Source organism: Vibrio sp. FF145 (assembly GCF_041439075.1).
Classification (GTDB): domain Bacteria; phylum Pseudomonadota; class Gammaproteobacteria; order Enterobacterales; family Vibrionaceae; genus Vibrio; species Vibrio tasmaniensis_A.
The window spans coordinates 19926-45045 of sequence record NZ_JBGONH010000044.1 but is presented as its reverse complement, the minus strand read 5'-3'; the positions used below and the strand labels follow the sequence as shown (position 1 = coordinate 45045).

Sequence of the window (25120 nt, the reverse complement as noted above, 5' to 3'; positions counted from 1 at the left end):
TACCTTGGAACTTCAAACACTGACAAGTCGCCCCGTGGGTTCGTGGGGCGGATACGGTAATATATGGCAAGTGCCAATATGCTTATGGGTAACGAGGTTTTAAGTCCTACGGTGGGAAAGTTATCCATTTGTACCATATCTAAATTTATTAATTCCTGCATTTAAAGGTTACATTTATATCATCCGCCTCACATTAATTTCAATCGTATCGAGATCTTCACGACTAAATAATCTGGTGAAAAACAGGAACAGGATATGTATGGGTTTAACTCTGACGGATTTTGAGGCACACGCGTTTTAGAGTCATAGCACTAAGGCGTTCTTGTCCCAAAGCATGGCGGCATAACACGTCTCTGGACAAAAGTGTGTTATGGCTTCCCCTAAATTAGCAATTTATGAATAACTAGAAGTATGGAAAATCACTTAACTTGGTTTCCAGCCTGACTGGAGCAGATCATTTGTTAAATTACTTTCGTTTCGTACACTGATAATTTGAAAAATTACCATATGCACTAGCAAATGGTTTGAAGCTAACAATATGAGTAGAGTAATCAAATTCCAATTCGTCAGCCATTGTGCTGTGTTTTATTTTATTGACTGCCTTCAAGCCTCTTTCAAGTAACGTTACACGTTTTTTATCACTGCTGTCTTGCAGGGAGAAATAATACTTGTCTAGCGCATTGTAATAGACCATATGATCTGGCTGTAAACTTAACACTGAGACAACATCTTTATCAGACAGGGAAACGCAATCCCAAACACCAATAGCTACGCTCTTGTATGCTTGAGACTCTTTGAAACCTGTAAGTAGCTCTTCGTACTTTTTGGAGTCATCACATAATGCAAACAATGGGAAGGTTGCCAACAAAACAATAACTAGTTTCTTCATTCTTGCCTCTGTAATTTAACACCTAATTAAGGCGTTAGACACGCAATACAAATGCTTTCGCACGCCATACTAAACACAACGCATGGTGAAAATACCGCGCGTTGAAAATCACTCTTAAACAGTTTATTAGCCATTCACTAATATGAAATACAGTTGGTTTCAGAGCCGTAGCTTTGACAGGTTGTTCTAGTTTGCGAGCCATAGGCATCTGCCGATTTCTTATACCCATCACTTATTGACTTAGAGGCACTATTAATAGTATCGACTAATTCATCTCTGTGTCTCTGCTCTCGCATCTCGCTTTTCAGTAGAGCCGCTCTACCCATCTCAATAGCTTTGTTGCACAGATCATTCGGAACATCCCATGAATGAGTTGTATTTTTCCTATGGAACTGTTCATTCTTAATAAGCTTCCAGTAGTTGAAATCATCTTGTTTTCCTAGGTTGTAACATATATCTAAGTTATCCATATTGGAAATAGCAACCTCACGCTCTTGTACTATTTGCTCCGTTGTCTTACAGCCAAAAAGTAAACATAGAGATAGTAGATAAATTTTTTTCTTATAATTAATCATAGTTACGTCATAACACATACAAACTATTGATATTACATATCATCAGTCAAAAAAATGTGAGGTAAATCGATTCACCTTTACTGCTCAACGAAAAGTAAGGTTGATGAAATGAAATGACTAACGCTTATTAGACGACCAATCGTCGTCTTTCCACCCTTCCAAAACGCTGTATCTTTCATGTTTAATTAATTTAAAATCAATAAGTTATAGAAAAACCATGAAAGATAAGCAGCACAATTTTACCGAATAATGGAAACTCTATCCATCAACTCGCTCAGATAAGTTTGAGTAGGGTAAACTCAAATTTACAAGATATGAATCACTATAAGATCTAACGAAGAAAGGGGCAAAGATAAGTCAGACGAGAGTTGACTGAACTGGAGATAGACAGATGAGCGTTATCGTTGGTGGCGATATTATTGTCCTTACTCCGCTGAAAAGGCAAATAAACAAGCTGTTTGGACGTCATTTTGGCGTAATTTAATAAATATAGTAGTGAGCGCATGGGCGCTTATGTAAATTACAGGAGTATTTAACATGATCATATACATACCATTGAACGCAAGTGAGGCCCCACGGAGCACAAAGGATGCTCGGTTGGTATTTTATACCCAGCGTATCGCAGTGTTTATTTTGCAATAACTCAGAGCGCACATTAGTGCGCTCCTATCCGAAGACGACGTTAAGTACCGTTTCCTCTTGTTTAACGCCGTCATTGCTGGTTACTTTTAGAACGATTGATTAAAGGGTTAACACCCAAGCGAAAGCGGCTAGGGGGTTTAATTCTGCACTGAAGTAACCGACACCATTTTCCACATACAGCGTCTGTTGTTGGACGCCTTCAATATGTTCTTTGAGCGTATAGCTTCCGTCAGCAATGCCTAGTTTTTGAATAACCTCTTCCGTTACCTTCAACTGAATATGGTCTGTTTTGCTTTGGCTGAAGTTAGCAGTGGCGATAACCAGTTCTTGATTATCAAAACGCAAGAAAGCATAAACAGAATCACTTAGCTGATTGGATTGGTGTAAATCTTGGTACGCTCCGGTCATCGATGAATGGTTCAATGAAAAGGTCATCACTTGTTGATAGAAGAGTCTGAGTTGCTTTTCGTCATCGTTGAGCTGCCCACCATCGAACTTTCCTCCGTTCATCCATTTTTGATGTTGAGGAACACCGATGTAGTCAAATATAGACGTGCGAGAAGGTTGCCCAAAACCTGCGTTCTCCGCACCCGGTTCGCCGACTTCTTGCCCGAAGTAAATCATGGTGGGAGAGCTACTTAATAGCGCACTGACTAACATGGCTGGTTTGGCAATGTGTGGGTTACCAACAAAATCAGGAGACGCGACACGCTGCTCATCGTGGTTGTCTAAGAAGTGCATCATGTGATGTTCGATGTCCATCATTTGATGCTGGATCTCAGGGATGACTGCCGTTGAAGCCTTACCTTGCATGACTGCTTTTAGGCCGTCGTAAAGATCGACTTTGTCATACAGATAGTCCATTTTACCCATGCGAATGTAATCACGATAAAGGTCCGGTTGGTACACTTCCGCCATCAAAAAGGCGTCTTGATTCTTTACTTTGATTGATGAATTGAGATAGCTCCAGAATTCGACCGGTACCATTTCTGCCATATCGTAGCGAAATCCATCGACGCCTTTTTCTAACCAATATAATGCGATGTCTCGAAATTTAACCCATGAATCCGGCACATCAACTTGCTGCCAGAAATGGTAGTGGGCGAGGTGATCATGCATCGCATAATCATTCGGTAGTTCAGGGAAGTCTTTTGAACCGTCTGGTCGCACGCCATAGTTAATTTTTACGGTTTCATACCAATCGTCGAAGTTGGGTTTGCTCAAGCGCGATCCGTTTCCTGTCCATTTGGCTGGGGACTCAACAAATGGTGAGGCTAAATTCGGGTGTTGTTCGCCACCAAGAGGAATGAACGCAGGTTCGATCTCAGGCAGTTCAAATGTGCTGTCAGGAATGTAATAGAAGTTATTGTTGCGATGATACTCAACCGTCGTGTCATCTTGATCACCAAAGTCACGCACGCCCTCTGGGTTATTCAAGCCTTGGTAATTACGGGCAATGTGGTTAGGGACGATATCAATGATGACTTTCAAACCATTGTCATGGCTTCTTTTGATCAAGGCTTCGAATTCCTGTAAACGCTGCGCTGGGTTGTCAGCAAGATCTGGGTTTACGGAGTAGTAATCTTTGACGGCATAAGGTGAGCCAGCCCGTCCTTTCACAATGCTTGGATGATCGTCTGAGATGCCGATGTGCTTGTAGTCGTTGATCACAGCATGATGTGGTACTCCGGTGTACCAAATATGAGTGATGCCGAGTTCTCTAATTTCTGTCAGAGCTTTATTGGTGAAGTCACTGAACTTGCCCACGCCATTTTGCTCAATGGTTCCCCAAGGTGTGTTCTGTGTATTCTGATTGCCGAACAAACGGGTAAAAACTTGATAGATTGAATGTTTCTTGTTGTACATACTTATATTCCATCTCGAGAAGTGGAGCTGTAGGGCTTTGTCGTTGAAGCTGTGTTAGACGTTATATTTGATATAGAAGTTATCGTTAGGAGGCTAGCTTAATCAGAATGCGGCTTTATCCTCCTTGGGTAAGAAAATCGGGGCGTAGTTGCTGTGGTATGTGAGCGGCTGCTCAAAAAAAGGGGAGGTTAATACCTCCCCTCGCTTTTCCCCAAAAAAACAGGCTCGTCTGTGATGATTATGTGAATGTGAAGCTTATTGTTTCGTCACAGATACCACGGCTTTTTCTGCGCTGTCATTGAGTTGATGAATCGCATTCAGTGTGAATGTGTAGTTGCCCGCTTCGGTTACATTCAACTTACAGTCGCCTTCGCTGCCAATGTTGATCGAGCCTTTAGCTAAGTCGACGGAGTGACAGCCAATATCCAAGATACCCCAAGTAGAACCGCCAAACTTGAAGCCATATTCACCCACAGCCAAAGCGCCAGTGACAGAGTAAACGCCGTTACCAACGAAGTTCATCGCCCAAGCGTCCGTCGGGTTCCATCCGTTCATTGCACCACGTACATAGACGGTCGTTTTGCCATATGGCGGAATCTTAGATACGTCCTTTTGTGAGTTATCAACCGATAACCCAGCACCTTGTGACGCGCCTTGAGTTTGCACAAACACTGCGGTGGTTAATGGCGGTACGGTGAAAGTCTCAGCGGAAAAGGTGGCGCCTTTGACGATGTCATCGGCAGAGTTCTTCTGAATGGTATGGAGTGTAAAGCCCGTCGCTCCCGTGATCTTGAACGATTGAGATTTACTCGTTGAGTTTACAACAACCACAATCGCATCAGCGGTAGTATCTAGGTCTTTGCCTGTGGAGATTCCGTCATCAATAGACATCACGATCAGGCCTTCGATTTGATCTTTGCCCACATTGCGGAAGTCGACACGCTTCATGACTTCTTCTGCTGTGTCTAAGCGGAACAGTTCACTTGAGCTGCGGATTTTTAACAACTCTAGGAATTGCTGCTTGGTGAGGTCAATATCCTCTTTTGCAGGCTTGGCTGTGCTGTCGGCAATGATGGTTTTGATGAGTTCCCAATTGGCACCATCTTTGTCTTCACGAGGTAAGCCAACATTCCAGTTATTGCCAGTACCATCAAACATCACACGGTTGTACCAATCGCCAGAGTCGTAAGAATCACGCTGCATCGATTTAGAACGCAACAGTTCAGAACCCATGTGTATGAACGGGATGCCTTGACCCAGCATGACGGTCGAGAGCGATACCGACTGCATACGAGCACGTTCTGCAGAGCTTGTACCTTCGGCGATTTTGTAAGCGTTGTTATCCCAAAGAGTTTGGTTATCGTGCTTGGAAACGTAAGAGATGTTCTCTGATGGCATTTTGGTGTAGCCGGCAGGTGCACCATTGTAGTCGACGTTTTTGCCCAGTTTGGTATCGCCTTTGTAATCCAGTAATACGTATTCGGCTAAGTTGCCGGCCATGCCTAAGCGCACAAGATCTTGGTTGTGTAAACGACCGTTGACTGAATCTTGATCAACTTTGGTTTCTTCGTTGGCAAACGCGGCGTTACCGAAGCCTTGGTTAAAACGAAGTGGGTGCTTACCTTCAGAATCGACACCGCCATCAAATGGGCTACCGCCGCGTACTGCATCACGCAAACGGTCAGAGAAGGTGCCAATTTCGGTGCCTGCCATATTGATCTGGTTGGCTTGTTCGAAGCGAGCGTTGTTTGCTACTTCGCCAAAGTCCCAACCTTCGCCATAGAACAGGGTATTTGGGTCGATATTGCGCACTTCTTTCAATGCTTCAACCATTACGCTTTTTGGCTGGTGGCCCATTAAGTCAAAACGAAAACCATCAACCTTATAGTCGTCAGCCCATACCTTGAGTGAGTCGACCATCAACTTACCCATCATTAGGTTTTCAGTTGCGGTGTTGTCACAACACGTTGAGCTTTCCACGCCACCAGTGTTCACATTCAGGCGGTGATAATACCCAGGGACGATCTTATCCAGTACTGACTTATCGTTCACGCCAGACGCATTGGTATGGTTATAAACCACGTCCATGATCAGTTTAAGATCCATGTCGTGCGCAGCTTTAACCATTTGACGGAATTCAAGAATACGCTTTGAACCGTTAGGATCTGTCGCGTAACTTCCCTCTGGAACGGTGTAATGGAATGGGTCGTAGCCCCAGTTAAAACTATCTAGCATACGCAGATCGTTCATTAGAGCTTGGGCATCGCCTGTTGAAGAGTTATAGCTGTTGAGTACGGTTTCGATGGTTTTGTTTTCATCTTCGGTGCCACATAAAGTAGCCGTTGGTTTTACGTTACAGAGTTTGCCTACGGTGTCGGTGATATCCACGCGGCTCGCGTCATCTTCATTGATGGTAGCGATATCGAATGCAGGTAAGATATGAAGCGTAGTTAAACCGGCATCTTTCAGAGCTTTCAAGTGTTTTACTGACTCACGATCGGCTTCTGTTAGCGCTAGGTACTTGCCGTTTAAGCTTGCTGTACCTAACTTATCACTGAAGCTAAAGTCACGAAGGTGTGATTCGTACAGTACGTGGTCTTCGTCTTTCTTCACCGTTGGGCGCTTATATCCAGCCCAACCTTGTGGCATCAGTGCTGCTTCATCAAGGTCAATCACTTGAGAGTATGCTGAATTCTTCGACAAGCCGAGTGAGTATGGGTCGGTCACAAGGCGAGTTTCGATATTACCAGTGGTTGGGTGATAAACCTTCACTTGGTAACGGTAATAACTATTCACGGCGTTAGAAATTGAATCCGTTGCCCAAATGCCTGTTTCCAAGCTTTCCGTCATTGGGATCACTTTTGAACTTTGTCGGTCTTCGCTGTAGAGGACGAGTTCAACATCTTGCGCGGTAGGAGCCCAAAGTTTGAAGGTCGTCGTGCTGCCTTCCACAATCGCCCCCAGTGTTTCTCCGATTGCGTTACCCGTCTCTTTGTTGGCAAATACAGCATCAAGTACGCCGGGCTTTTGAACTTCAGTTGAAGAGATAACGTCGCCACTCGCATTATACGCAACAACAATGATCTGAGATTTCAAGATGGTCCGCAGCGTGCTGGCGTCAACATCAATTGATAAAGCGGGTAGGCTTGCTAGATGACGGAAGCGTTCTTTTAATGCAGAGGATAGCTTGCCATCTTTTTTGAGTTCAACGGCCTGCCCACCGACGATCGCCTTATCATCGTTTATCGTGATGCTGTTATCGAGTGCGTAGAACAACTTGAGAGAATCGGCACCGTCTGCAGCTTCCCAAGCGATTGTGTTTGAGTCCAACCAATGTGCCTTCTGGCCATCAATCTTAACTGGGCGTTCTGAAATCGGTTCGTAGTACAGCGCGCTGCTGCCATGGAAACCGAATACAGATTGAGATTGACTCAGTTTGGTGAGATCAATTTTCGAGTTGGCGCTGCCAAACGCCTTATCGCCGCCATTATGCAAGATGAAGTTGATGCACTTATGAGGGTCGGATGCATCTGGGTCGACTTTCAACACGTAGTAGGCGCCATAGGTATCATTGATGCCCTTGAATTCATAAGGTACATCCCAGTCAGTCCCATTGTTACCTAATCCCATGCCGACTAAGTCAGTGCTCGTACAACCTTCACCATTCCAAAGGTGAAGCCCCCAGCCGTCGTAGGTCGAGCCAGAAGCGCGAGCCGCTGCAACATCTCGTTTGTAATAAATAACAACTTCGTTTTCCGCGGCTTTATATAGACTATTGCTGTCAGAGTTTGTTTTGCTAGTGTCGCTTCCACAGCCTGCTATCAAGGTCGCGGTGACGAGAGGCAATATCGCCTTGGCTAAAGCTGAACGTTTGAAGCTGTTTGTTTTCGTAATATTGAAGCTCTTTGTTTTTGCAATCTTCAAGGTACTTTGTAGAATCTCGTGTTTACTGGTATTTATTTCGTTCACGTTTTGATATCCATATTTTTTACGAAGATGAATATCCTAGGCTTAACGATGCTCCACTATTTGTGACGCTTATGTATTAAGTTATTTTTAATCCGTAAAAATAGGAAACCTAGTGTCGATATCACGGATTGTGGTGGTTAACGCGCTTTTTTATTGGTTCAATAGCTCATAAAATACAGTTGGTTAGCCATAGGCGTAGAAGATAGGAGTAGTCGCTAGGGGTGATAACTACGCCTTATTTATGTGAGCTTAGTGGCACTTCACTCGTAGGTTGTTTTTCCTATCAAAAAAAGTTTGTACTCATTCGCCTCAAATAGCCTTAGTGAGTCTTTAATGTGGAATGGTGCCGCTATGTTGTTCATTATCCAAAGGAGTTGATGTTGTCTTCATCTATTCAAATCGCTATTACTTATCTGGTATTGGTAGCGGTATCTGCGTTGTTTTCAGAAAGTTCAAAAGCGCTCTTGGTGTGGTATTTAGTTGTCGGAATAGTGACGTTTTTTGTGTACGCGAAGGACAAGAGAGCGGCAATCAATGGTAATTGGCGTGTACCAGAGAAAACTCTGCATATTTTTTCTGTTGCTGGTGGTTGGTTAGGGGCGTTAATTGCTCAAGATAAACTGCGTCATAAAACGCAGAAGCAACCATTTAGATTTGTATTTTTCGTGACGGTGTCACTTAATGTTGTGGCTTTTGTCTGGACGTTAACGCCGAGTGGGCAGGCGACATTTGGTCAATGGCTAAGCGAGATTATTAAGCTCTTTTAAAGAAACGGATGGTTAGCACCGGTGTACTAACCATCAATAGATAAAGTAAGTCGATTAGATCATCGGAATCGTTGAGGCTAGAAGTAAGCCTGCCATACCGTAGTTGAAGCTCTTGATGCGTACTGGTGTTGTTAACCAGTGTTGCAGTTGTTTGCCTGCTGCCGTCCAGAATGTCACTGATGGCAAGTTGGCTAACGTGAATATACTGGCGATGATCGCGAGCTCCCACCATGAACTACCACTGCTGTACACTGAAATTGCCGTCAGCGCCATTGACCAACCTTTCGGGTTCACCCACTGAAAACTTGCCGCGCCAATGAAGGTCATGGGTTTAAAAGCCTTAGTACTTTTCGCTTTACCGCTCAATGCTATCTTAATCGCAAGGTACACGAGGTAAGCAAGACTCAGGTATTTCAAGATTTGGTGAGAGACCGGATAGGCGTTAAAAATCCCCATTAAGCCGAAGCCAACCAATAGCAACATGGCTGCAAACCCCAGAGCAATGCCCAGCATGTGCGGAATGGTACGAGCAAAGCCAACATTGGCTCCTGATGTCATGAGCATGATGTTATTTGGACCTGGTGTGAAGGTCGAGACAAACGCAAACAAGGCAAGTGCGCTAAGTTGTTCTAAAGGCATTGTGATTCTCCAGCAGTAAAATGAACGAAGTGACTGACCGGTCATGACTTTCACGTGTTGAGAAACATAGTAGGTGGAAAGTGAGGCAATTATGTGCTTTTATTTCCTCAATTATCACTTAATGCACAATAATACGTACTTATGGATAGATTTGACGAAAGGATATTGCAAGAGCTTAAATTGGACGGCAGAATCTCCAACATTGAGCTTTCAGAACGTATAGGATTGTCGGCTTCAGCGACCTTAAGGCGAGTACAGGATCTCGAGCGTAAAGGGATCATTCAAGGTTACCGCGCGGTTCTGGATAATGGCCTGATGGGCGTTGGCTTTATTGCTTATGTTTCGATTGGCTTGTCGAGCCACAGCAAAGCGGCTCAGCTAGAGTTTGAACAGCACGTCAGTATGGAGAAAGAGGTGGTGGAGTGTCACAACATTACTGGTGCTAACGAGTACTTGCTTAGAGTTGAGACCAAAGATCTACCGGGCTATAAGAAGTTTCATGCCGATGTGCTTGGGGAATGTGCTCAGGTTCAATCCATTACGACCATGGTTGTTATGGATACACCCAAAGATGAACGTTAGTCGAGTTTTATTGTAGGAGAGGCGCAGTGCCAAATACTAATCAGTTGTTATTGTTCTTAGATGTGGTTCAACAAGGGTCGTTTACCAAAGCGGCAACCTTACACGATATGGACAACTCATCGCTCTCTAAACAGATCAAAAAGCTGGAGCAAGATTTAGGTGTTCAGTTACTCAACCGTTCTACGCGTTCGTTCTCGTTGACGTCGGCAGGGGAAGATATTCTCGCGCAAACCTATGTACTGAAAGATACTATTAATCAGATTCAAGGCATTGCCGACTCGTACCAATCTGAACCCAAAGGTGTGTTACGAATTACGTCGCCGATCTATTTTGGTCAGCAATACTTGCAACCTATTATTACTCAGTTCATGAGAAAGTATCCGGATGTTCAGATTGTGCTGTCACTAGACGACAAGATCGCGAATATTATTGCAGGGCAGTTTGATATCGCGTTTCGCTTCAGTAAGCTTGTTGAATCCAATTTGATTGCCAAGAAGATTGCCGACAGTAACTTCATGCTCGTTGCATCGAACGACTTTGTGAAAGAGCACGGTGAGCCAAAGACGCCACAAGATTTGCTCTCCTTACCTGCGGTTATCTATACCAATGGTGATATGACGGTTGATCATCTGCGTATCAGTGAAGGGCCGCATGGCAACACTTTCCAAAGCCTAACGATTCGCGGTAACTATAAGGTGAGTGATGTTCGCACCATGGTGTCTTGTGTGAAAGATGGTCTAGGTTATGGCTTCCTTGATCAATCAAACCTGTACGCCTCAATGAAAGAATTGGGCTTGGTTACGTTACTTCCAGATTATGCAATCTCGACGGTTGATACGGCTATTTATGCTGTGTACCCACACCGTAAGCAGACCAAGCTAGTTAAAGAATTCATCACTACGGTTCAAGACTATATTGGCTCTCCGACCATTTGGGAAAAGATGCAGCAAGGTTAGTTGGAAAGTCTAGGCCATAAGCTGATAGATAAGATAGAATAAGTAACGCCCAAGACTTATAGAGAAAAAGCGAGCGGGATCACAGCATTAATGGAGTGCTGACGGATAGATACTCGTAGGCTTTTTATCATTATGTATTCCTGAGATACTGAACAAAATTCATTTTAGGGCGGAACGTTTTAATAACTGCGCTTTTCCCTGTCATTCAAACATACTGCTCGCTATAGGTTGATTGCTTTCCTGTGTAGGGTGCTATTAGCCGAGTTAGGACAAAATATTTTATGAGTACAATGGGAATCGCAATTGGTGCGACCGCTCTTTCGTTAATACTGATTGCTGTTTGGTTGGTCTCTTTGTCGCTAAGAAAAAAGCGCTTGGAACAAGAACGTAAAGCTCGCGCTGTCGCTTACCGAAAAGCGATTGAAAAAGCACGTATCCAAGAGCAAAAAGATCGTCAATTTAAGGCTGAAACAGGGCATGTGCCGTCGATTTTGTATTTGGCGAAAGAGGCCGAACGAGTCAATCTTAAGGAAGCTCTGTATTGGTACGATAAAGCTGCCCATTTAGACAATGTCAACGGCATGTACGGCATTGTGCGTCTGAGTATGAAGTGCAAAGAAGACCTAATTTTAAGAGAAAAGGCCAATTTTTGGCAGTTAGCGATATCAGCACTGGATAACGATCCGCTTGCAAAATTCGAGGTGGGTAAAGCACTCGTGTTTGGTCGCGGAGTTGAGAAAAACCTTCCGAAAGGCAGCGCCTATATTGAAGAGTCTGCAGTTAGTGGTAACACCGAAGCGATGCTTTTCATGGGGGATTGGTGCTTAGATAGAGAGAACCCGGATTATTCTCCAGAAAGCTCTTTCATGTGGTACAGAAAAGCGGCTGAAAAGAATAGCCTAGACGGAAAAATCAAATTGGGTATGAGCTATTTGAACGGTGTTGGTGTTGTCGCTAATCATCGTGAAGCGGTTTACTGGTTTGAAACGGCAGCTGAAAAAAACTGTGCAGAAGCGATGTTTAAAGCCGGTGAGGCGTGGATTGACCATGGTGAGCACGGCAATGCTATCGCGTATATCTGGTTATTCTTATCGGCTCATTTTGGCTATGCGGATGCGAGGTATTTGAGAGATAAAGTTGGTGGGGATCTTGGTGTTGACGCCGTTGTGGGATTACAGGCCCTGACTAAGCCAATAATGACCAAGTTGACGCAAGAAGCAATCACCAAGCACTCTATCGTTAAAGCGCTCAACAAGCTCTACAAACGCGATATCCCAGTGCATAAGAAAGTGAAAGAAGCCTCTGACGAAGAAAGTGATGAGTTAGGTGTCGATAAGGCGGATTTGGATACTGAAGCCTCAAATGCTCAAGCTTCAAGTGCTCAAGGTTTAAATGGCAACAATCACCAACAGGCGGCTGAAAACCATGATGGTGACAAGGCAAGCGTAAATCGAGCATCACAAGATAAGCAAGCTAACTCTAATAGCGGTTCTTTGGACTTTAGCCAACCGGCAGTCGAGTCTAACTGGAAGAGCAATTAATAAACCGTGTTTATGAGTTATTACCTGTATTCTGTACATGACTGAAACGAGTAGTTCTACAATTTAAAAAATCCAACGATGTTATATGAGTGTAGATGTTATAACTGACTGTATTAAGCCGCTAAGTCATACGGTAGGTATTATTGACTGCGGCGGGTAAAGCACTCAAACAAAAAAAAGGGAAGCATCAGCTTCCCTTTTTGTTTGTGTACGATTTGCTTTTTAGAGCTTAGAGCTTAGAGCTTAGAGCTTAGAGCTTAGAGCTTAGAGCTTAGAGCTTAGAACCGTTTAGGTTCTAAGCAGCTAAAGGCTTATTGCTCTTTGTTTTGCTCGGCTTTACATACAGCAGCAGTGAACACTACGTCTGTTGAGCTGTTAAGCGCTGTTTCAGCTGAATCTTGAATCACACCGATAATGAAACCAACCGCTACAACCTGCATCGCTACATCGTTTGAGATGCCGAATAGGCCACACGCTAGCGGGATAAGCAGTAGTGAACCGCCAGCAACACCCGATGCGCCACATGCTGATACTGCAGCAACAAGGCTTAGTAGAATCGCAGTGAAGATATCAATCTCAATACCCATAGTGTGTACAGCAGCAAGCGTTAACACAGTGATGGTGATTGCAGCGCCTGCCATGTTGATCGTTGCGCCTAGAGGAATCGATACAGAGTAAGTATCTTCGTCTAGTTTTAGCTTCTTACAAAGGTTCATGTTCACTGGGATGTTTGCAGCGCTTGAACGAGTGAAGAATGCCGTTACACCAGATTCACGAATACATTGCAGTACGAGTGGGTATGGGTTTTGTTTTGTTTTAATAAATACAAGCAGTGGGTTAACTACAAGTGCGATGATCAGCATTGAGCTTAGTAGTACTGCTAGAAGTTGACCGTAGCTTGCCAGTGCATCGAAGCCTGTTGTTGCGAATGTTGCAGAAACAAGACCGAAGATACCGAATGGGGCAAGGCGAATAATGAAGCGAACAATGTGTGAAACACTGTGGCTTAGGTCTTCGAAAACCGCTTTGGTTGTTGCAGATGCGTGGTGCAGAGCAAGACCAAGACCGATTGCCCAAGCAAGAATACCGATGTAGTTCGCATTCATTAGTGCGCTAACTGGGTTGTCTACAAGCTTGAATAGAAGCGTATGAAGAACTTCTGCAATACCTTGAGGAGGGTTAGCACCTTCAGCGCCAGCAACCAGTGTCAAAGTGGTTGGGAACATGAAGCTCAGTACTACAGCAGTCAGTGCAGCAGAGAACGTACCAATCAGGTAAAGCACAATGATTGGACGCATATGAGTATGCTGACCTTTCTTTTGGTTTGCGATAGAGGCTGCAACAAGAATGAATACTAAAATTGGGGCAACAGCTTTCAGAGCACCAACAAACAGGCTACCTAATAGGCCTGCATCTTGAGCTGCTGAAGGAGAAACCATGGCGAGAACGACACCGAAAACAATACCAGCAAGGATCTGTAGAACGAGATTTCCACGAGCGATGCGGGCGAGCATGTTGTGATTTTGCATAAAATACCTGCAATTGTTAATTTATTATAGTGATGTATCTTTTTATGAAGTTGTACCAAATCCAACTATACACTAGCGGAATTGGCGGTCATATTAGCGGGATCTAAGAGGGTGTCTAGGGATAGTTTACTTTTAGGGTTATTGTTTGCGCTATGTGGTGTTTTTAGAGCTAAATGTTAAATAAATGTATTTTGATTGAGCTATAAATCTGCTGATTCTCATTTGATAGATTCAAAACACTGCAAATGTAGAAATGTAAACGGCTATAGAAAAGAACATTGTGTGCATAAATAACCACACCATTATCAAATTGAAACAAAAAGCCCCACGTGATTAACACGATGGGGCTCATTGTCTTAAATTAAAGTTATCTTAAGTTAGGTTATCTTCAATACAGCTTATAGCCGTTAACCTTAAACCTTAGTCAGACGCTTTTTTAAGATTGCGGCCTTCTGATTGTACGGTTTTGTACATCTTGGAAAGTTGCTTATTGCTGGCGCGTTGTTCCGCTAACGAGGCGCCATTTCGGGCTTGTTCTCGCAATAACTTTCGATAGTTAGCAAATCGTCGCTCAGACAATTCTCCACTTTCAATCGCCTTGCGTATCTTGCAACCCGGTTCTGATTCATGATGACAATCAGAGAATCGGCAATGCATGGCTAGCTCTTCCACATCAGAAAAGGTTTCACTCACGCCTTCAGCGCAGTCAGCAAGTTGTAGCTCTCGCATTCCTGGAGTGTCGAGCAGTAAGCCGCCCGATGTTAGCAAGTGGAGCGATCGTGATGTGGTTGTGTGTCGGCCTTTGCTATCGTCTTCACGAATACCACCTGTGGCTTGTTCAGCCTCACCAAGTAATGAGTTGACTAAGGTAGATTTACCCACACCGGATGAACCCATTAAAGCCACAGTCTTGCCCGTTTTACACCAAGGCGACAAAACTTGAGTTGAGTCTTGGTCTAGGCTATTCACCGCTTCGATCATCAGCATAGAATCTAAGCTTTGCACTTGTTGTACTTTGTTTTCGTAGTCATCACACAAGTCTTTCTTGGTGAGTACGATAACGGCTTCAACCTGTGCTTCATTGGCGAGCGCTAGGTAGCGTTCAATACGGCTTAGATTAAAGTCGTTATTTAACGAAACCACGATAAAAACCGTGTCGATGTTAGCTGAGATATATTGTTCGGCGACACGGCTACCTGCAGCTTTACGGCTGAAGAGTGATTGACGGTCTAATAAACGGCCGAATTGCAGTTCAGAGTTCAAGATTACCCAGTCGCCAACCGTCATTGCGGGTTGGTTTTGATGGATAGGGAGAACGATTTCGCCTTGTTCTGACGCTAGTGTATAGCCGCTGCGATGGTGCGCGGTAATACGAGCAATGACGGATTGGTCATAGTCTTCGAGTGTCAGTTGTTGTAATACAGGTTGCCATCCAAGTTGTTGAAGTGACATTGGATGAGAAAATGCGTTTTGTGAATTCATGTCTATTTACCCAGACGTGCGAGCTTTCTTTTCTTGTGAGAGCATTAAAGTCTTATCACTGCATTAAAGTCTTATGAGAGCATTAACTTCTTGTGAGCTCTCTTATTGTTGATGAGATCAAAAGAGTTAATGAGACCAAAAAGAGTTGCTGAGATTAAAAGCGTCGAGCGTCAAAAATGTTTTGAGTTTGGGTCGAATTCAAATAGATAGGACCCCGGATTGAGTCATGCTTTACAGGCATGCAGGAATTGATCACTTACGATCAATAGTAAACCGGGTAAAAGTGTGCGGTCGTCAAAGAGTGACGATAAGTTGGTCGATCGGTATTTAAGTTGGATTAACCAAACAAGTTAACGCGTTACTTTTACTGCCAGTTTTAGTGTCTTCATTACAATCATCTTCTATTCTCCTTGGTTATTAATGTGGTCAGGCTTTGAATAAAAAGCGAGCTCAGTTTAGCAAAAAGCCACGATGGCGAGAAGTCATCGTGGCTTAAATTATTTCATCGGTTGTAAATCTGATTAATGATGATCGTGATTCATCTTTTTCATACCGCTCATCACTTTCTTCACTGGCGCATCAAAGGTCTGTGTTTCACCGTTTGCGAAGGTCAGTGTCATTTTGATTTGTTCACCTTCTTTTAGGCTGCTTTTCAAGTCAAACAACATGATGTGTAAGCTACCTGGTTTAAGTACTGCTTTACCATTTGCAGGGATGGTGATCGCTTGAACTTGACGCATCTTCATTACGTCGCCATCAACGATAACATCATGAAGTTCAACCTTTCCTGCTGCTGGTGTTGTTGCAGAAACAATAGCGCGATCTTTATCGCTATGGTTCATCAGAGTCGTGAATACCGCGCTGTTCACTGCTGAAGGCGGGGTTGCGCGCGCGTACGCGTCATGAACCATAATGTCGCTATTCGCTTGAGCAAGAGGAGTGAGCAATAAGCCTGCTAGAGCAAGTGCTTTTAACTTCATGTTGTTGTCCTTAGTTTTTTGTTTTGGTCTGGGACCTGACTTTTTGTTCGAACTTTATTCGTTAAGTTCTTTATTTTTGTACACGTTGTTTCTCGTCGCTGATGACTTGGTACGTTAGCGCGTTAATGTGTTAATAGCTTCAACAATTGGCGCTGGCGTTAACGTATGCGGCACTTTGGTAATCAGCGTGCCATCGGGTTTTAAAAAATAGAAATATGAGCTGTGGTCTAGGGTGTATTCCAACTCTGAACCTTCAAGCTTGGTCTTTCTAAAAATAACACCGTAGTTGTGTGCAAGCGTTGTTGTCACATCTAACGGGCCACTTAATCCTTCCATCATTGGGTGGAAGTATTGTGCGTATTCGTATGAGGCTTCAGCGGCATCACGTTCTGGATCGAGAGAAACAAACATCGGGCGAATCTTGGCTTTTGCTTCATCAGAAATCTGGTTAAGTGCTCCGGCTAACATTGCTAGAGAAGTAGGGCACACATCTGGGCAACGTGTGAAACCAAAGTAAACGATACGAACTCTGTCATCGGTTTGGTCAAAGATTTCCGTTGGCTGGTTATCTTTACCGAAAAGGGTTGTCGCGGAGAATTGTTGTTTTGCCGCGTGTTGTTTTTGAGCTTCGTTTTGCCCATCAAGATAACTTTTAACGCCAAAGCCAAGGACAAAAGCGACAACCAATGCTAACGACCAATTTCTACTCATCTTGCCATCCTTATTGCCGGGTTTACAGTATCGACACCATCAGTGAGCTCACCGATCCATGTCATCTTGTCTAAAGTACATACAGGTAAAATTACATCACCTTCATAGGTATTATTGCCAATGTTTTTTAATTGAAAACGTGCCGAGCCCATTTCCATCTCTAAACCTGTAAGCGACAGCATTAATGTGTCAGAGGCTGCGCCTTCCCACACTACTTTGATTTTGGTGGGAGCCAGAGGTTGAGCCGTCTCGCGATCAAGTGTCATCGTAACTGTATTTTGCTCACACGATGTGGTGGAAAGCATGCAGTAATCATCTAAGTTAACCTCAGCAGAGGCTCGCTCCATCGCTGATTCAAATTGCTGAATTGCTTGCGGCCCATAAAAGCCTGCCACGAGAGCGATCCCAAGAGCAGCAACCTTTAATGCAGAGTGCATGTCGTGTTCTCATCTAATTTTATAAGAGCGGCGATGTTATCATATCCCTCAATATGTGCTTGTATCAAAAAGTAATTTTGTGCGTATGGTAGAACTAAAAAAGCGAAGCCATTGGCTTCGCTTTTGTCTGTGTCATAGGTTCATGAGCTTAGTCTTTCTAAGTTCTATCCGTTCTGAATACGCTTGAGAATGGATAGAATGATCAGTCCGCGTTGCGCTCTGCAAACTTCTCTAACCCAAGGACCAGAGCAATCGCTACAAGCATCATCACAATTGCCATTACTAGCTGTGAAGGTTGAGAAGTGACGGCTTCAAAATCAAACGGTGACAAGTTTTCTTGAATCAGAGGAACTTGCTCACCTTTAGAGTTTGTACGCCAGCTGATCGTTTCTTTCCACGGCCAAATCTTCGGCAGTGTACCGATCATCAAACCAGTCAAGAATACTAATGTGAAGTCGCGGAATGAGCGCAATAGCCAAGACAGTACATGTGAGAAAGTCAGCAGTCCGATCACACAGCCCGCAAGGAATAGCGCAAGTACATCGACTTGAAATGATTTAACGGCGCCAAGCACGGGGCCATACATGCCAATCAGGAGCAGAATAAAGCTGCCTGAAATACCGGGTAAAATCATCGCGCAGATAGCAATCGCACCCGCAATCAATACGTTGATGCTGGTTGGCTCCATTTGCAGCGGTTTAAGCACGGTAATGCTATAAGCGAAAGCAACGCCAAGCAGCAAAAACACGAAGCGAATCATATCGCGTTTCTCTACTTGCTTAAGAATATGGAAAACCGACACCAAGATCAGGCCGAAGAAGAAAGACCACAGTGGAACAGGGTGGGTGACTAATAACCAAGAAATCAATTTTGCGAATGTCGTAATGCTCGTGAATACGCCCGCGAACAGTGAAATTAGGAAGAAACCATTGATGTGATTAAACGCGGCTTTGAAGCCTTCGCGTTTCCATAAGCCAAGTACGCTAGGGTTAATTCTGCGAATGCTTTCTAGCAGCGTATCGTAGATACCAGTGATGAATGCGATGGTTCCGCCCGACACGCCAGGAACAACGTCTGCTGAGCCCATTGCCATGCCTTTGAAAAAAGTACTTAAGTAGTTCATTGCTTCATAGAGTTGAGGATGATTTTGTGCAGTATACAAACTTTAGTGTAAAAAAAGTATGAATATGCCTTTGGCGAGGTGCTTTATTACCTCTTTAATTGTAAGGCAATACGTTGATGTGAACATCTGCCTTACATTTAAAACACAACTGCTTGGTGTCCTATTATCACCGGCTGCACTGAAACTTGTTTTCTATCGATATTGCATCTTGGTTGCATTATGCAAATGCACTTTGCAATTCGCATCATGAATTAGAGGTTTTTATGCGATGCAGGGCTTATAAAACGGCTGAATTAAAGTTGGCACGCTAACTGCATTATATACATTGACCCTTCTTAAGCCGAGGGTCACCTAGCCAACTGACGTTGTTAGTGAACTTATGATTTGTTCACAAATATATAGAGCCAATCGCGATTATTGCGGTTGGCTATTTTTTTGTCTGTCGTTTGGCTCTTTATGATCAGCTATCTGCTATTAACCCCATGCTCCAAACGAAAAAAAAGCCAGTCACCATAGGTAACTAGCTTAAGCTTTTCTCGAATTAATCTCGAATCGTTTAGTACCCCATCAACTGCAGTAAATTCTCCGCTGTGCTGATCGCTTCTTTGCGGTTAGCAATGTTTAGCTTTTGGTAAAGGTTACGGATGTGAGTCTTGATGGTGGTACCTGCAACATCGAGTTCTTGAGCTATCTGCTCGTTACTGAACCCGGAATAGATCAAACCAAGTACTTGCCATTCACGCTGGGTGAGTGGGCTCGTGCGCACAAGTTCAGGAATGTTTGGGTGATTGACTAAGTTTTCAACAAAGTCTTCATCAAAGTGAACCGAGCGGCTGCGTTGGGTGGTCGAGATATCTTTCATGATCTGTTGAGCGCGATGGCGTTCTAAGTCACCTAAGCCAGGCTTGTTACTCAACTTATCCAAGATATGTCCGATAGTCCCGCCGTCTACTAAGAAGTTGCCGACCATACCGGTTTGGTTAGTCATATGAAGCGCTTCTTCAAGTAGCACGCGTGCGCTGTCTTCATCGTTAATTTGTGTACGTAACACGGCTTCAACGATCAAGTTTCGGTTGGTGTCTGTAATCAGATGTGAACGCTGAGCTTCACTCTTAAGGAAAGTCAGCGCTTCTTCCGCTTCTTCATACTGCTCAAGAATGATGTGAGCGCGAACGATGTTTCTCCATTGCAGTTGGCAGAAGTGGTTGCTTGCCGATTCAGGTCGAACAGCCACATTCAACCAATCACGTATCGCCTCTTTATTGCCTTTTACTTGCCAAAAAAGAATCAAAGAAAGAGAAGCGTTCGCCGTCCAGTCCACGTGGTAAGTCGATTGACGCAATAGGTGCTGAATTTGGTCGATAAACTTAGATGCTTTATCAATTTCACCGCGACTCAGTGAAATACGAGCCAGCATTGAATAGCTGTGAAGGTGCTTACTTGGCGAATGGTGACCAAGGATATCCAAGCCTTTGTAACAGCACTCTTCCGCTTCATCTAATCGGTTCCAACACCAGAATATTTGAGCTCTAACACGCAGTAAGAATTCATGCAGAGGCACGTATTTTAGCTGGTGTTCTTCGATCAATTTGAACGCACTGTCTTGCAGCTCGAATGCCGCTTGAACGTAACCCTGTGCAATTAAGATCTCGCTCTGTTGTAGAATTGCCCAAAGCGCTTGGTGGTAAACTTGATACTGGCGTGCCAGTTTTTCTGTTTGCTGCATCATCGGCAGTGCACGGCTCAAGTTGCCCATTACGTGATTGACTTCACCAACAACAGACGTGGCGACAATTCGGCTACGATAAACGGTGGTATTCAGCTGACTTAGCGAAAGTTCTGCTAATTCCAAGGCTTTTTCAGGTTCATTACTGTTAATCGCAACTTGCGCGCGTAGGGCGTTGTATTGCCCTTGCTGTTGAGTGTCGAGTTCAATATTTCGAGCTTGATATTGTGTTTCAGCCTCTTCCAATAATGTCCCTACTTGTTCGTAGCGGTGCTGACTTTGTGCTAGCCAAGCTCGTAACATGGACAGTTTAGGGTCGCTGTAAAGTTGATCCGTAGTCAGTTGCTTGATCGCCATCTCTAACGAGGAAAGCTCGCCTTGATTGAACATCGGCCAACCGTGGTCTGTTAGTATTTGAATGATCAGTTCTGGGTCTTCAGCGCGCTGTGCATGGCGCAGTGCTTGGTGTGGTGTGTCTTGTTTAATCCACGCCTTCGCGGCACTTCGGTGCAACTCTGCTTCTTGTTGAGGGATTCGAGCTTGACGCTCATGTGCCAAAAATTCACCAAACAGGTTATGGAAACGATACCAGTTCTTTTCGCCTTCAAGCGGGTAGATGAATAAACCGAATCGATTTAATGATTCGATCATACCCAGTGCGTCTTCACGCTGTGTTAGCGCACAAACCAGTTCGTCGTTGAAGTGGTCAAGCACTGAACACTGCATCAAGAACTGTCGAGTTTCTTTGTCTAACAGGTCGAAAACCTCTTCAACCAAGTAGTCCCAAAGATGGGCTTGATTAAAGTGGGAGAAGGACTCAGCAGACTGCGCCAGCGTGCGTTTTTGATGTTGGGCTTGCAGCGCAATAAGTTGAAGTGCAGAAGGCCAACCCTCTACATAGGTACAAATACTGTCTGCCGTTGTGTCATCAATACCATCGGCAACACGCTGATTAAAAAAGCGCGTCGTCTCTTCGGTATCAAAAGCCAGCGAGTCATTACCTAATTCGATCATTAAGTCTCGAACGCGAAGGTTTGCCGTACCTAGGGGGGGGGTACCACGACTGGTTACAACTAGCGTAAGATTGTCGGGCATGTGTTTGAGGAAAAAGCGCATTGCTTCTTGAATGTCATCATTGTTGACTAAATGGTAGTCGTCTAAAACAAGAAAACATTCATGATGATAGTCCGACATCTCGGCGAATACTTCGCTCAATAAAGAATGCAGCGATGAAAACTGTCGTTTCTCTGCCAGTTTTTGGGCATTGGGACAGGAGTTTTGAGTCGCTTTATTGAGTGATTGGAGTAGGTAGTTGATAAAACGGAAGGCATCGTTGTCACTATCATCGATGCTGTACCAACCCACATTCGGCTTATCTAATAGCCACTGTGCAGCCATAGTGGTCTTGCCATAGCCCGCTGGAGAACGGAACAATACAAGCTTATAGCAATCTGCGTTCTGGAGCAGATCGAGAACCCTAGGTCGTAGGATTGCATTATGTAAGCGGCCGGGACGAGTCAGTTTCGAAGGGATCCACATGTCGAAGTTTTTCACCTATTCCGTGGCCTATGTTCTGGGGATTCTAAAACCGTAAAAGAGTTGCCCAATCACATCTGCCTAATTACTTAAGTCTGTGCTTATGTTACGTGAAGAAAAATGGCACCGACTATGATTCTCCTCAGAAACCTTGCGGTCTTGCATGTTTTTAGCTTTCTACGCCCTTAATTTGGGACTTTGCTCACGTTGCGTGGTGGTTTGTGAATGTGACTTTGTTCGGTCTTACACTGAGATTTATGTAAAAGATGAGATATGGAAAATAATTTCGTGATCTCAAACTCAGATTTGCTAATCAGTTTATTCCGGTTAAATAAAACTCACATCAATTAACGTTAAGTTATCGAACGGGAGCTTGTGATCTTAGTCACTCCAACTTTTTGTTCGAAGTTAGAACATGAGAGTCAGATCACTAACCTTACATCGGTACGCCCCCTACGCCCTCTCATCTACTCCTAGTTAGTCGTATTAACGGGAGGATGTTTAGTTAATGGTGACCATGCACGATATGTCACAGATGAATTAGAACTATTAAAAGCGAGATTTCTGAAATGAAACCAACTCAGCAAAAAACTTTCGATAAAGTGTCGTTCCAAGAAAGCGTTAAAAAGCATTTATCTGCAACTTACGCAACAACGATTGAAACAGCAGATAGCCGCGCATGGTACCTAGCAATGGGGCGTGCGCTAGCAGAATTAACAACATTTGATCTGCTAGAAACTGAAAATGATGAAAAAATCAAAAACGCGAAGAGCGTTAACTACCTTTCATTAGAGTTTTTGATTGGTCGTCTAACAGGTAACAACCTGATCAGCATGGGTCTGTACGAACAGATTACTCATGCAATGGAAGAGCTAGGCCAAAACCTAACTGACCTTCTAGAAGAAGAACGCGACCCATCGCTAGGTAATGGTGGTCTTGGTCGTCTTGCTGCTTGTTTTATGGATTCTTGTGCTGCACAAGAGTACCCAACAGTAGGCTACGGTCTTCACTACGAATACGGCCTATTCAAACAGTCTTTCCAAGATGGTCGTCAACAAGAAGCACCAGACGCATGGCGTGGTGTTGAAGGTTACCCATGGGAAGTCGCTCGTCCAGAGCTAGCACAACACATTGGTTTTTACGGTCATGTAGAAGTTGAATTCATCGACGGTAAAGAAGTTCGTACTTGGGTTCCAGGTATGGAAGTAAAAGCAATGCCTTGGGATCTACCTATCGTAGGTTACGAGTCAAACACGGTTTATCCATTGCGTCTTTGGGAATGTCAGGCAATTGCACCATTCTCACTAGCAAGCTTTAACAACGGTGATTACTTCGAAGCGCAACACTCGCTAATCGATGCAGGTAACATCACTAAAGTACTTTACCCGAACGACAACCACGAGAAAGGTAAGACACTGCGTCTAATGCAGCAGTACTTCCACTCAGCAGCGTCTGTTCGCGATATTCTACGCCGTCACGAAGCAGCAGGTTTCTCTCTAGAAGATCTGCCTAAGCAAGAAACGATTCAGCTGAACGACACGCACCCAACGATTGCGATTCCTGAGCTAATGCGCATCCTGATCGACGAGAAAGGTCTATCTTGGGATCAAGCATGGGAAGTCAGTGCACATACGTTCGCGTACACGAACCACACACTACTTCCAGAAGCACTAGAGACTTGGTCTGAATCGCTGATCAACCGTCTTCTTCCACGTCACATGGAAATCATTTTTGAAATCAACCACCGCTTCATGCAAGAAGTTCGCAAGATGTGGCCTGGTGACGGTGAGAAACAAGCGAAGCTTTCTATCATCCAAGAAGGTTTCCACCGCATGGTTCGCATGGCAAACCTATGTGTGATTGGTTCTTACAAAGTAAACGGTGTAGCCGCACTTCACTCTCAACTGGTTAAGAAAGACTTGTTCCCAGAGTTCAACGAAATCTTCCCAGGTAAACTGACTAACGTAACGAACGGCATCACGCCACGTCGTTGGTTGAAGTTCTGTAACCCAGGTCTATCTAATCTAATCACAGGTAAGATTGGCTCTGAGTGGCCAGCAAAACTTGAGCAGCTAGAAGGCATCGCTAAGTTTGCAACAGACGCGAAATTCCAAAAAGAATTTATGGCTGTTAAGAAAGAAAACAAACAGCGTCTTGCGGATTGGGTTCAAGAGAACATGGGTATCGAGCTAGATACTAACGCTATCTTTGACGTTCAAATTAAGCGTCTGCACGAATACAAGCGTCAGCACCTAGATTTGCTACACATTCTGTCTCTGTACCACCGTATTCTTAACGAACCTGGTTTCGAGTGTGAGCCACGCGTATGTTTCTTCGCAGCGAAAGCAGCACCGGGTTACCACCTAGCAAAAGAAATCATCTTCGCGGTTAACAAGATTGCAGAGAAGATCAACAACGATCCTCGCATCGGTAACAAGCTTAAAGTGGTATTCATCCCTGACTACCGTGTAAGCATGGCTGAAATCATCATCCCTGCAGCAGACGTTTCTCAGCAAATCTCATTAGCTGGTAAAGAAGCTTCAGGTACGGGCAACATGAAGATGGCTCTAAACGGCGCTCTAACTATCGGTACGATGGATGGTGCAAACGTTGAGATTCGTGAAGAAGTTGGTGATGAAAACATCTACATCTTCGGCCTAGAAGTTGACGGTGTTGTTGCACTGAAAGCTCAGGGTTACAACCCATACGATTACTACAATGCAGACCCACTATTGAAAGCATCTCTAGATCTACTGACTGGCGATGAGTTCACTCCAGGTCAACCAGGTCTTCTACGTGCAACGTTTGATAGCCTACTAGACGGTGGTGACCCTTACCTATGTCTTGCTGACTTCGCATCTTATGTGAAAGCACACGAAGACATGGGCACACAATACAAAGACCAAGCTGGTTGGGCTAAGAAAGCGATTCTTAACACGGCATTGGTTGGTAAGTTCACATCAGACCGCTCAATTCGCGACTACGTGAACAACATTTGGAAACTTGAAGCGGTTAACCGTTAATAGTTGCAAAGTAGCCAAGGCAGTTTCTGCCTTGGCTCAATTAGCTTGTGAGCAAATAGACGGCTTATTCAGATAGCAATGCTTACAAACTGATTGTCACAAGCTAATTGATTAGTAAAAATTAAATAGACAACCCTACAAAAATTG

Annotated in this window: 17 protein-coding genes; 5 read left to right on the top strand and 12 right to left on the bottom strand. The window is 44.2% G+C overall.

Features of this window, described 5'->3' with window-relative positions; translation table 11 throughout:
• Positions 1-466: 466 nt before the first annotated feature.
• The 4 genes from ACED42_RS16200 to pulA form a co-directional block, all read right to left on the bottom strand.
• Positions 467-889 (bottom strand): hypothetical protein, encoded by a 423-nt coding sequence (locus ACED42_RS16200; protein WP_012603836.1) that lies wholly within the window; start codon positions 887-889, stop codon positions 467-469.
• A 137-nt stretch (positions 890-1026) separates the two neighbouring features.
• Positions 1027-1464 carry a hypothetical protein gene (locus tag ACED42_RS16195; RefSeq protein WP_231847886.1) on the bottom strand — a complete coding sequence of 146 codons (438 nt, stop codon included), beginning with the start codon at positions 1462-1464 and terminating at the stop codon, positions 1027-1029.
• Positions 1465-2205: 741 nt separating this feature from the next.
• On the bottom strand, positions 2206-3972 hold the full coding sequence (locus tag ACED42_RS16190) for an alpha-amylase family protein (protein ID WP_371703333.1): 1767 nt from the start codon (positions 3970-3972) through the stop codon (positions 2206-2208).
• 255 nt (positions 3973-4227) lie between these two features.
• Positions 4228-7866: a pullulanase-type alpha-1,6-glucosidase gene (gene pulA / locus ACED42_RS16185; protein WP_371703337.1), complete on the bottom strand. Its 3639-nt coding sequence runs from the start codon at positions 7864-7866 to the stop codon at positions 4228-4230.
• Positions 7867-8318: 452 nt separating this feature from the next.
• Between pulA and ACED42_RS16180 the strand changes: the two genes are divergently transcribed.
• Positions 8319-8708 carry a DUF1294 domain-containing protein gene (locus ACED42_RS16180; RefSeq protein ID WP_371703331.1) on the top strand — a complete coding sequence of 130 codons (390 nt, stop codon included), beginning with the start codon at positions 8319-8321 and terminating at the stop codon, positions 8706-8708.
• A 54-nt stretch (positions 8709-8762) separates the two neighbouring features.
• Here ACED42_RS16180 and ACED42_RS16175 read toward each other — a convergent pair whose 3' ends face one another.
• Positions 8763-9347: a LysE family translocator gene (locus tag ACED42_RS16175; RefSeq protein ID WP_009845853.1), complete on the bottom strand. Its 585-nt coding sequence runs from the start codon at positions 9345-9347 to the stop codon at positions 8763-8765.
• 141 nt (positions 9348-9488) lie between these two features.
• On the opposite strand from ACED42_RS16175, the gene ACED42_RS16170 reads away from it, so the two are divergent.
• From ACED42_RS16170 to ACED42_RS16160, 3 genes are all read left to right on the top strand, one after another.
• Positions 9489-9929: an Lrp/AsnC family transcriptional regulator gene (locus ACED42_RS16170; protein WP_009845852.1), complete on the top strand. Its 441-nt coding sequence runs from the start codon at positions 9489-9491 to the stop codon at positions 9927-9929.
• Between the two features lie 26 nt (positions 9930-9955).
• The gene (locus tag ACED42_RS16165) at positions 9956-10885 is read left to right on the top strand and encodes a LysR family transcriptional regulator (protein WP_371703329.1); all 930 of its coding nucleotides are present in this window, start codon (positions 9956-9958) and stop codon (positions 10883-10885) included.
• Between the two features lie 290 nt (positions 10886-11175).
• Positions 11176-12426, top strand: a complete 1251-nt coding sequence (locus ACED42_RS16160) for a tetratricopeptide repeat protein (RefSeq protein ID WP_371703335.1) — start codon at positions 11176-11178, stop codon at positions 12424-12426.
• Positions 12427-12737: 311 nt separating this feature from the next.
• On the opposite strand, the gene sstT is transcribed toward ACED42_RS16160, so the two are convergent.
• From sstT to malT, 7 genes are all read right to left on the bottom strand, one after another.
• Entirely contained in the window at positions 12738-13955 is a 1218-nt protein-coding gene (gene sstT / locus ACED42_RS16155) for a serine/threonine transporter SstT (protein ID WP_009845849.1), read from the bottom strand.
• A 420-nt stretch (positions 13956-14375) separates the two neighbouring features.
• Entirely contained in the window at positions 14376-15437 is a 1062-nt protein-coding gene (rsgA, locus tag ACED42_RS16150) for a ribosome small subunit-dependent GTPase A (protein ID WP_371703328.1), read from the bottom strand.
• 521 nt (positions 15438-15958) lie between these two features.
• Positions 15959-16417 carry a copper chaperone PCu(A)C gene (locus tag ACED42_RS16145; protein ID WP_017096254.1) on the bottom strand — a complete coding sequence of 153 codons (459 nt, stop codon included), beginning with the start codon at positions 16415-16417 and terminating at the stop codon, positions 15959-15961.
• Between the two features lie 114 nt (positions 16418-16531).
• Positions 16532-17128, bottom strand: a complete 597-nt coding sequence (locus ACED42_RS16140; protein WP_065678498.1) for an SCO family protein — start codon at positions 17126-17128, stop codon at positions 16532-16534.
• A complete protein-coding gene (locus tag ACED42_RS16135; RefSeq protein ID WP_009845845.1) occupies positions 17125-17565 on the bottom strand; it encodes a hypothetical protein in 441 nt (146 codons plus the stop codon). The genes ACED42_RS16140 and ACED42_RS16135 overlap by 4 nt, the downstream gene beginning before the upstream one ends.
• 202 nt (positions 17566-17767) lie before the next feature.
• A complete protein-coding gene (locus tag ACED42_RS16130; protein WP_065678496.1) occupies positions 17768-18688 on the bottom strand; it encodes a DUF368 domain-containing protein in 921 nt (306 codons plus the stop codon).
• A 556-nt stretch (positions 18689-19244) separates the two neighbouring features.
• Positions 19245-21953, bottom strand: a complete 2709-nt coding sequence (gene malT / locus ACED42_RS16125) for an HTH-type transcriptional regulator MalT (protein WP_029223176.1) — start codon at positions 21951-21953, stop codon at positions 19245-19247.
• A gap of 566 nt (positions 21954-22519) precedes the next feature.
• Here malT and ACED42_RS16120 point away from each other — a divergent pair.
• Positions 22520-24973 carry a glycogen/starch/alpha-glucan phosphorylase gene (locus tag ACED42_RS16120; RefSeq protein WP_371703325.1) on the top strand — a complete coding sequence of 818 codons (2454 nt, stop codon included), beginning with the start codon at positions 22520-22522 and terminating at the stop codon, positions 24971-24973.
• Positions 24974-25120 lie beyond the last annotated feature (147 nt).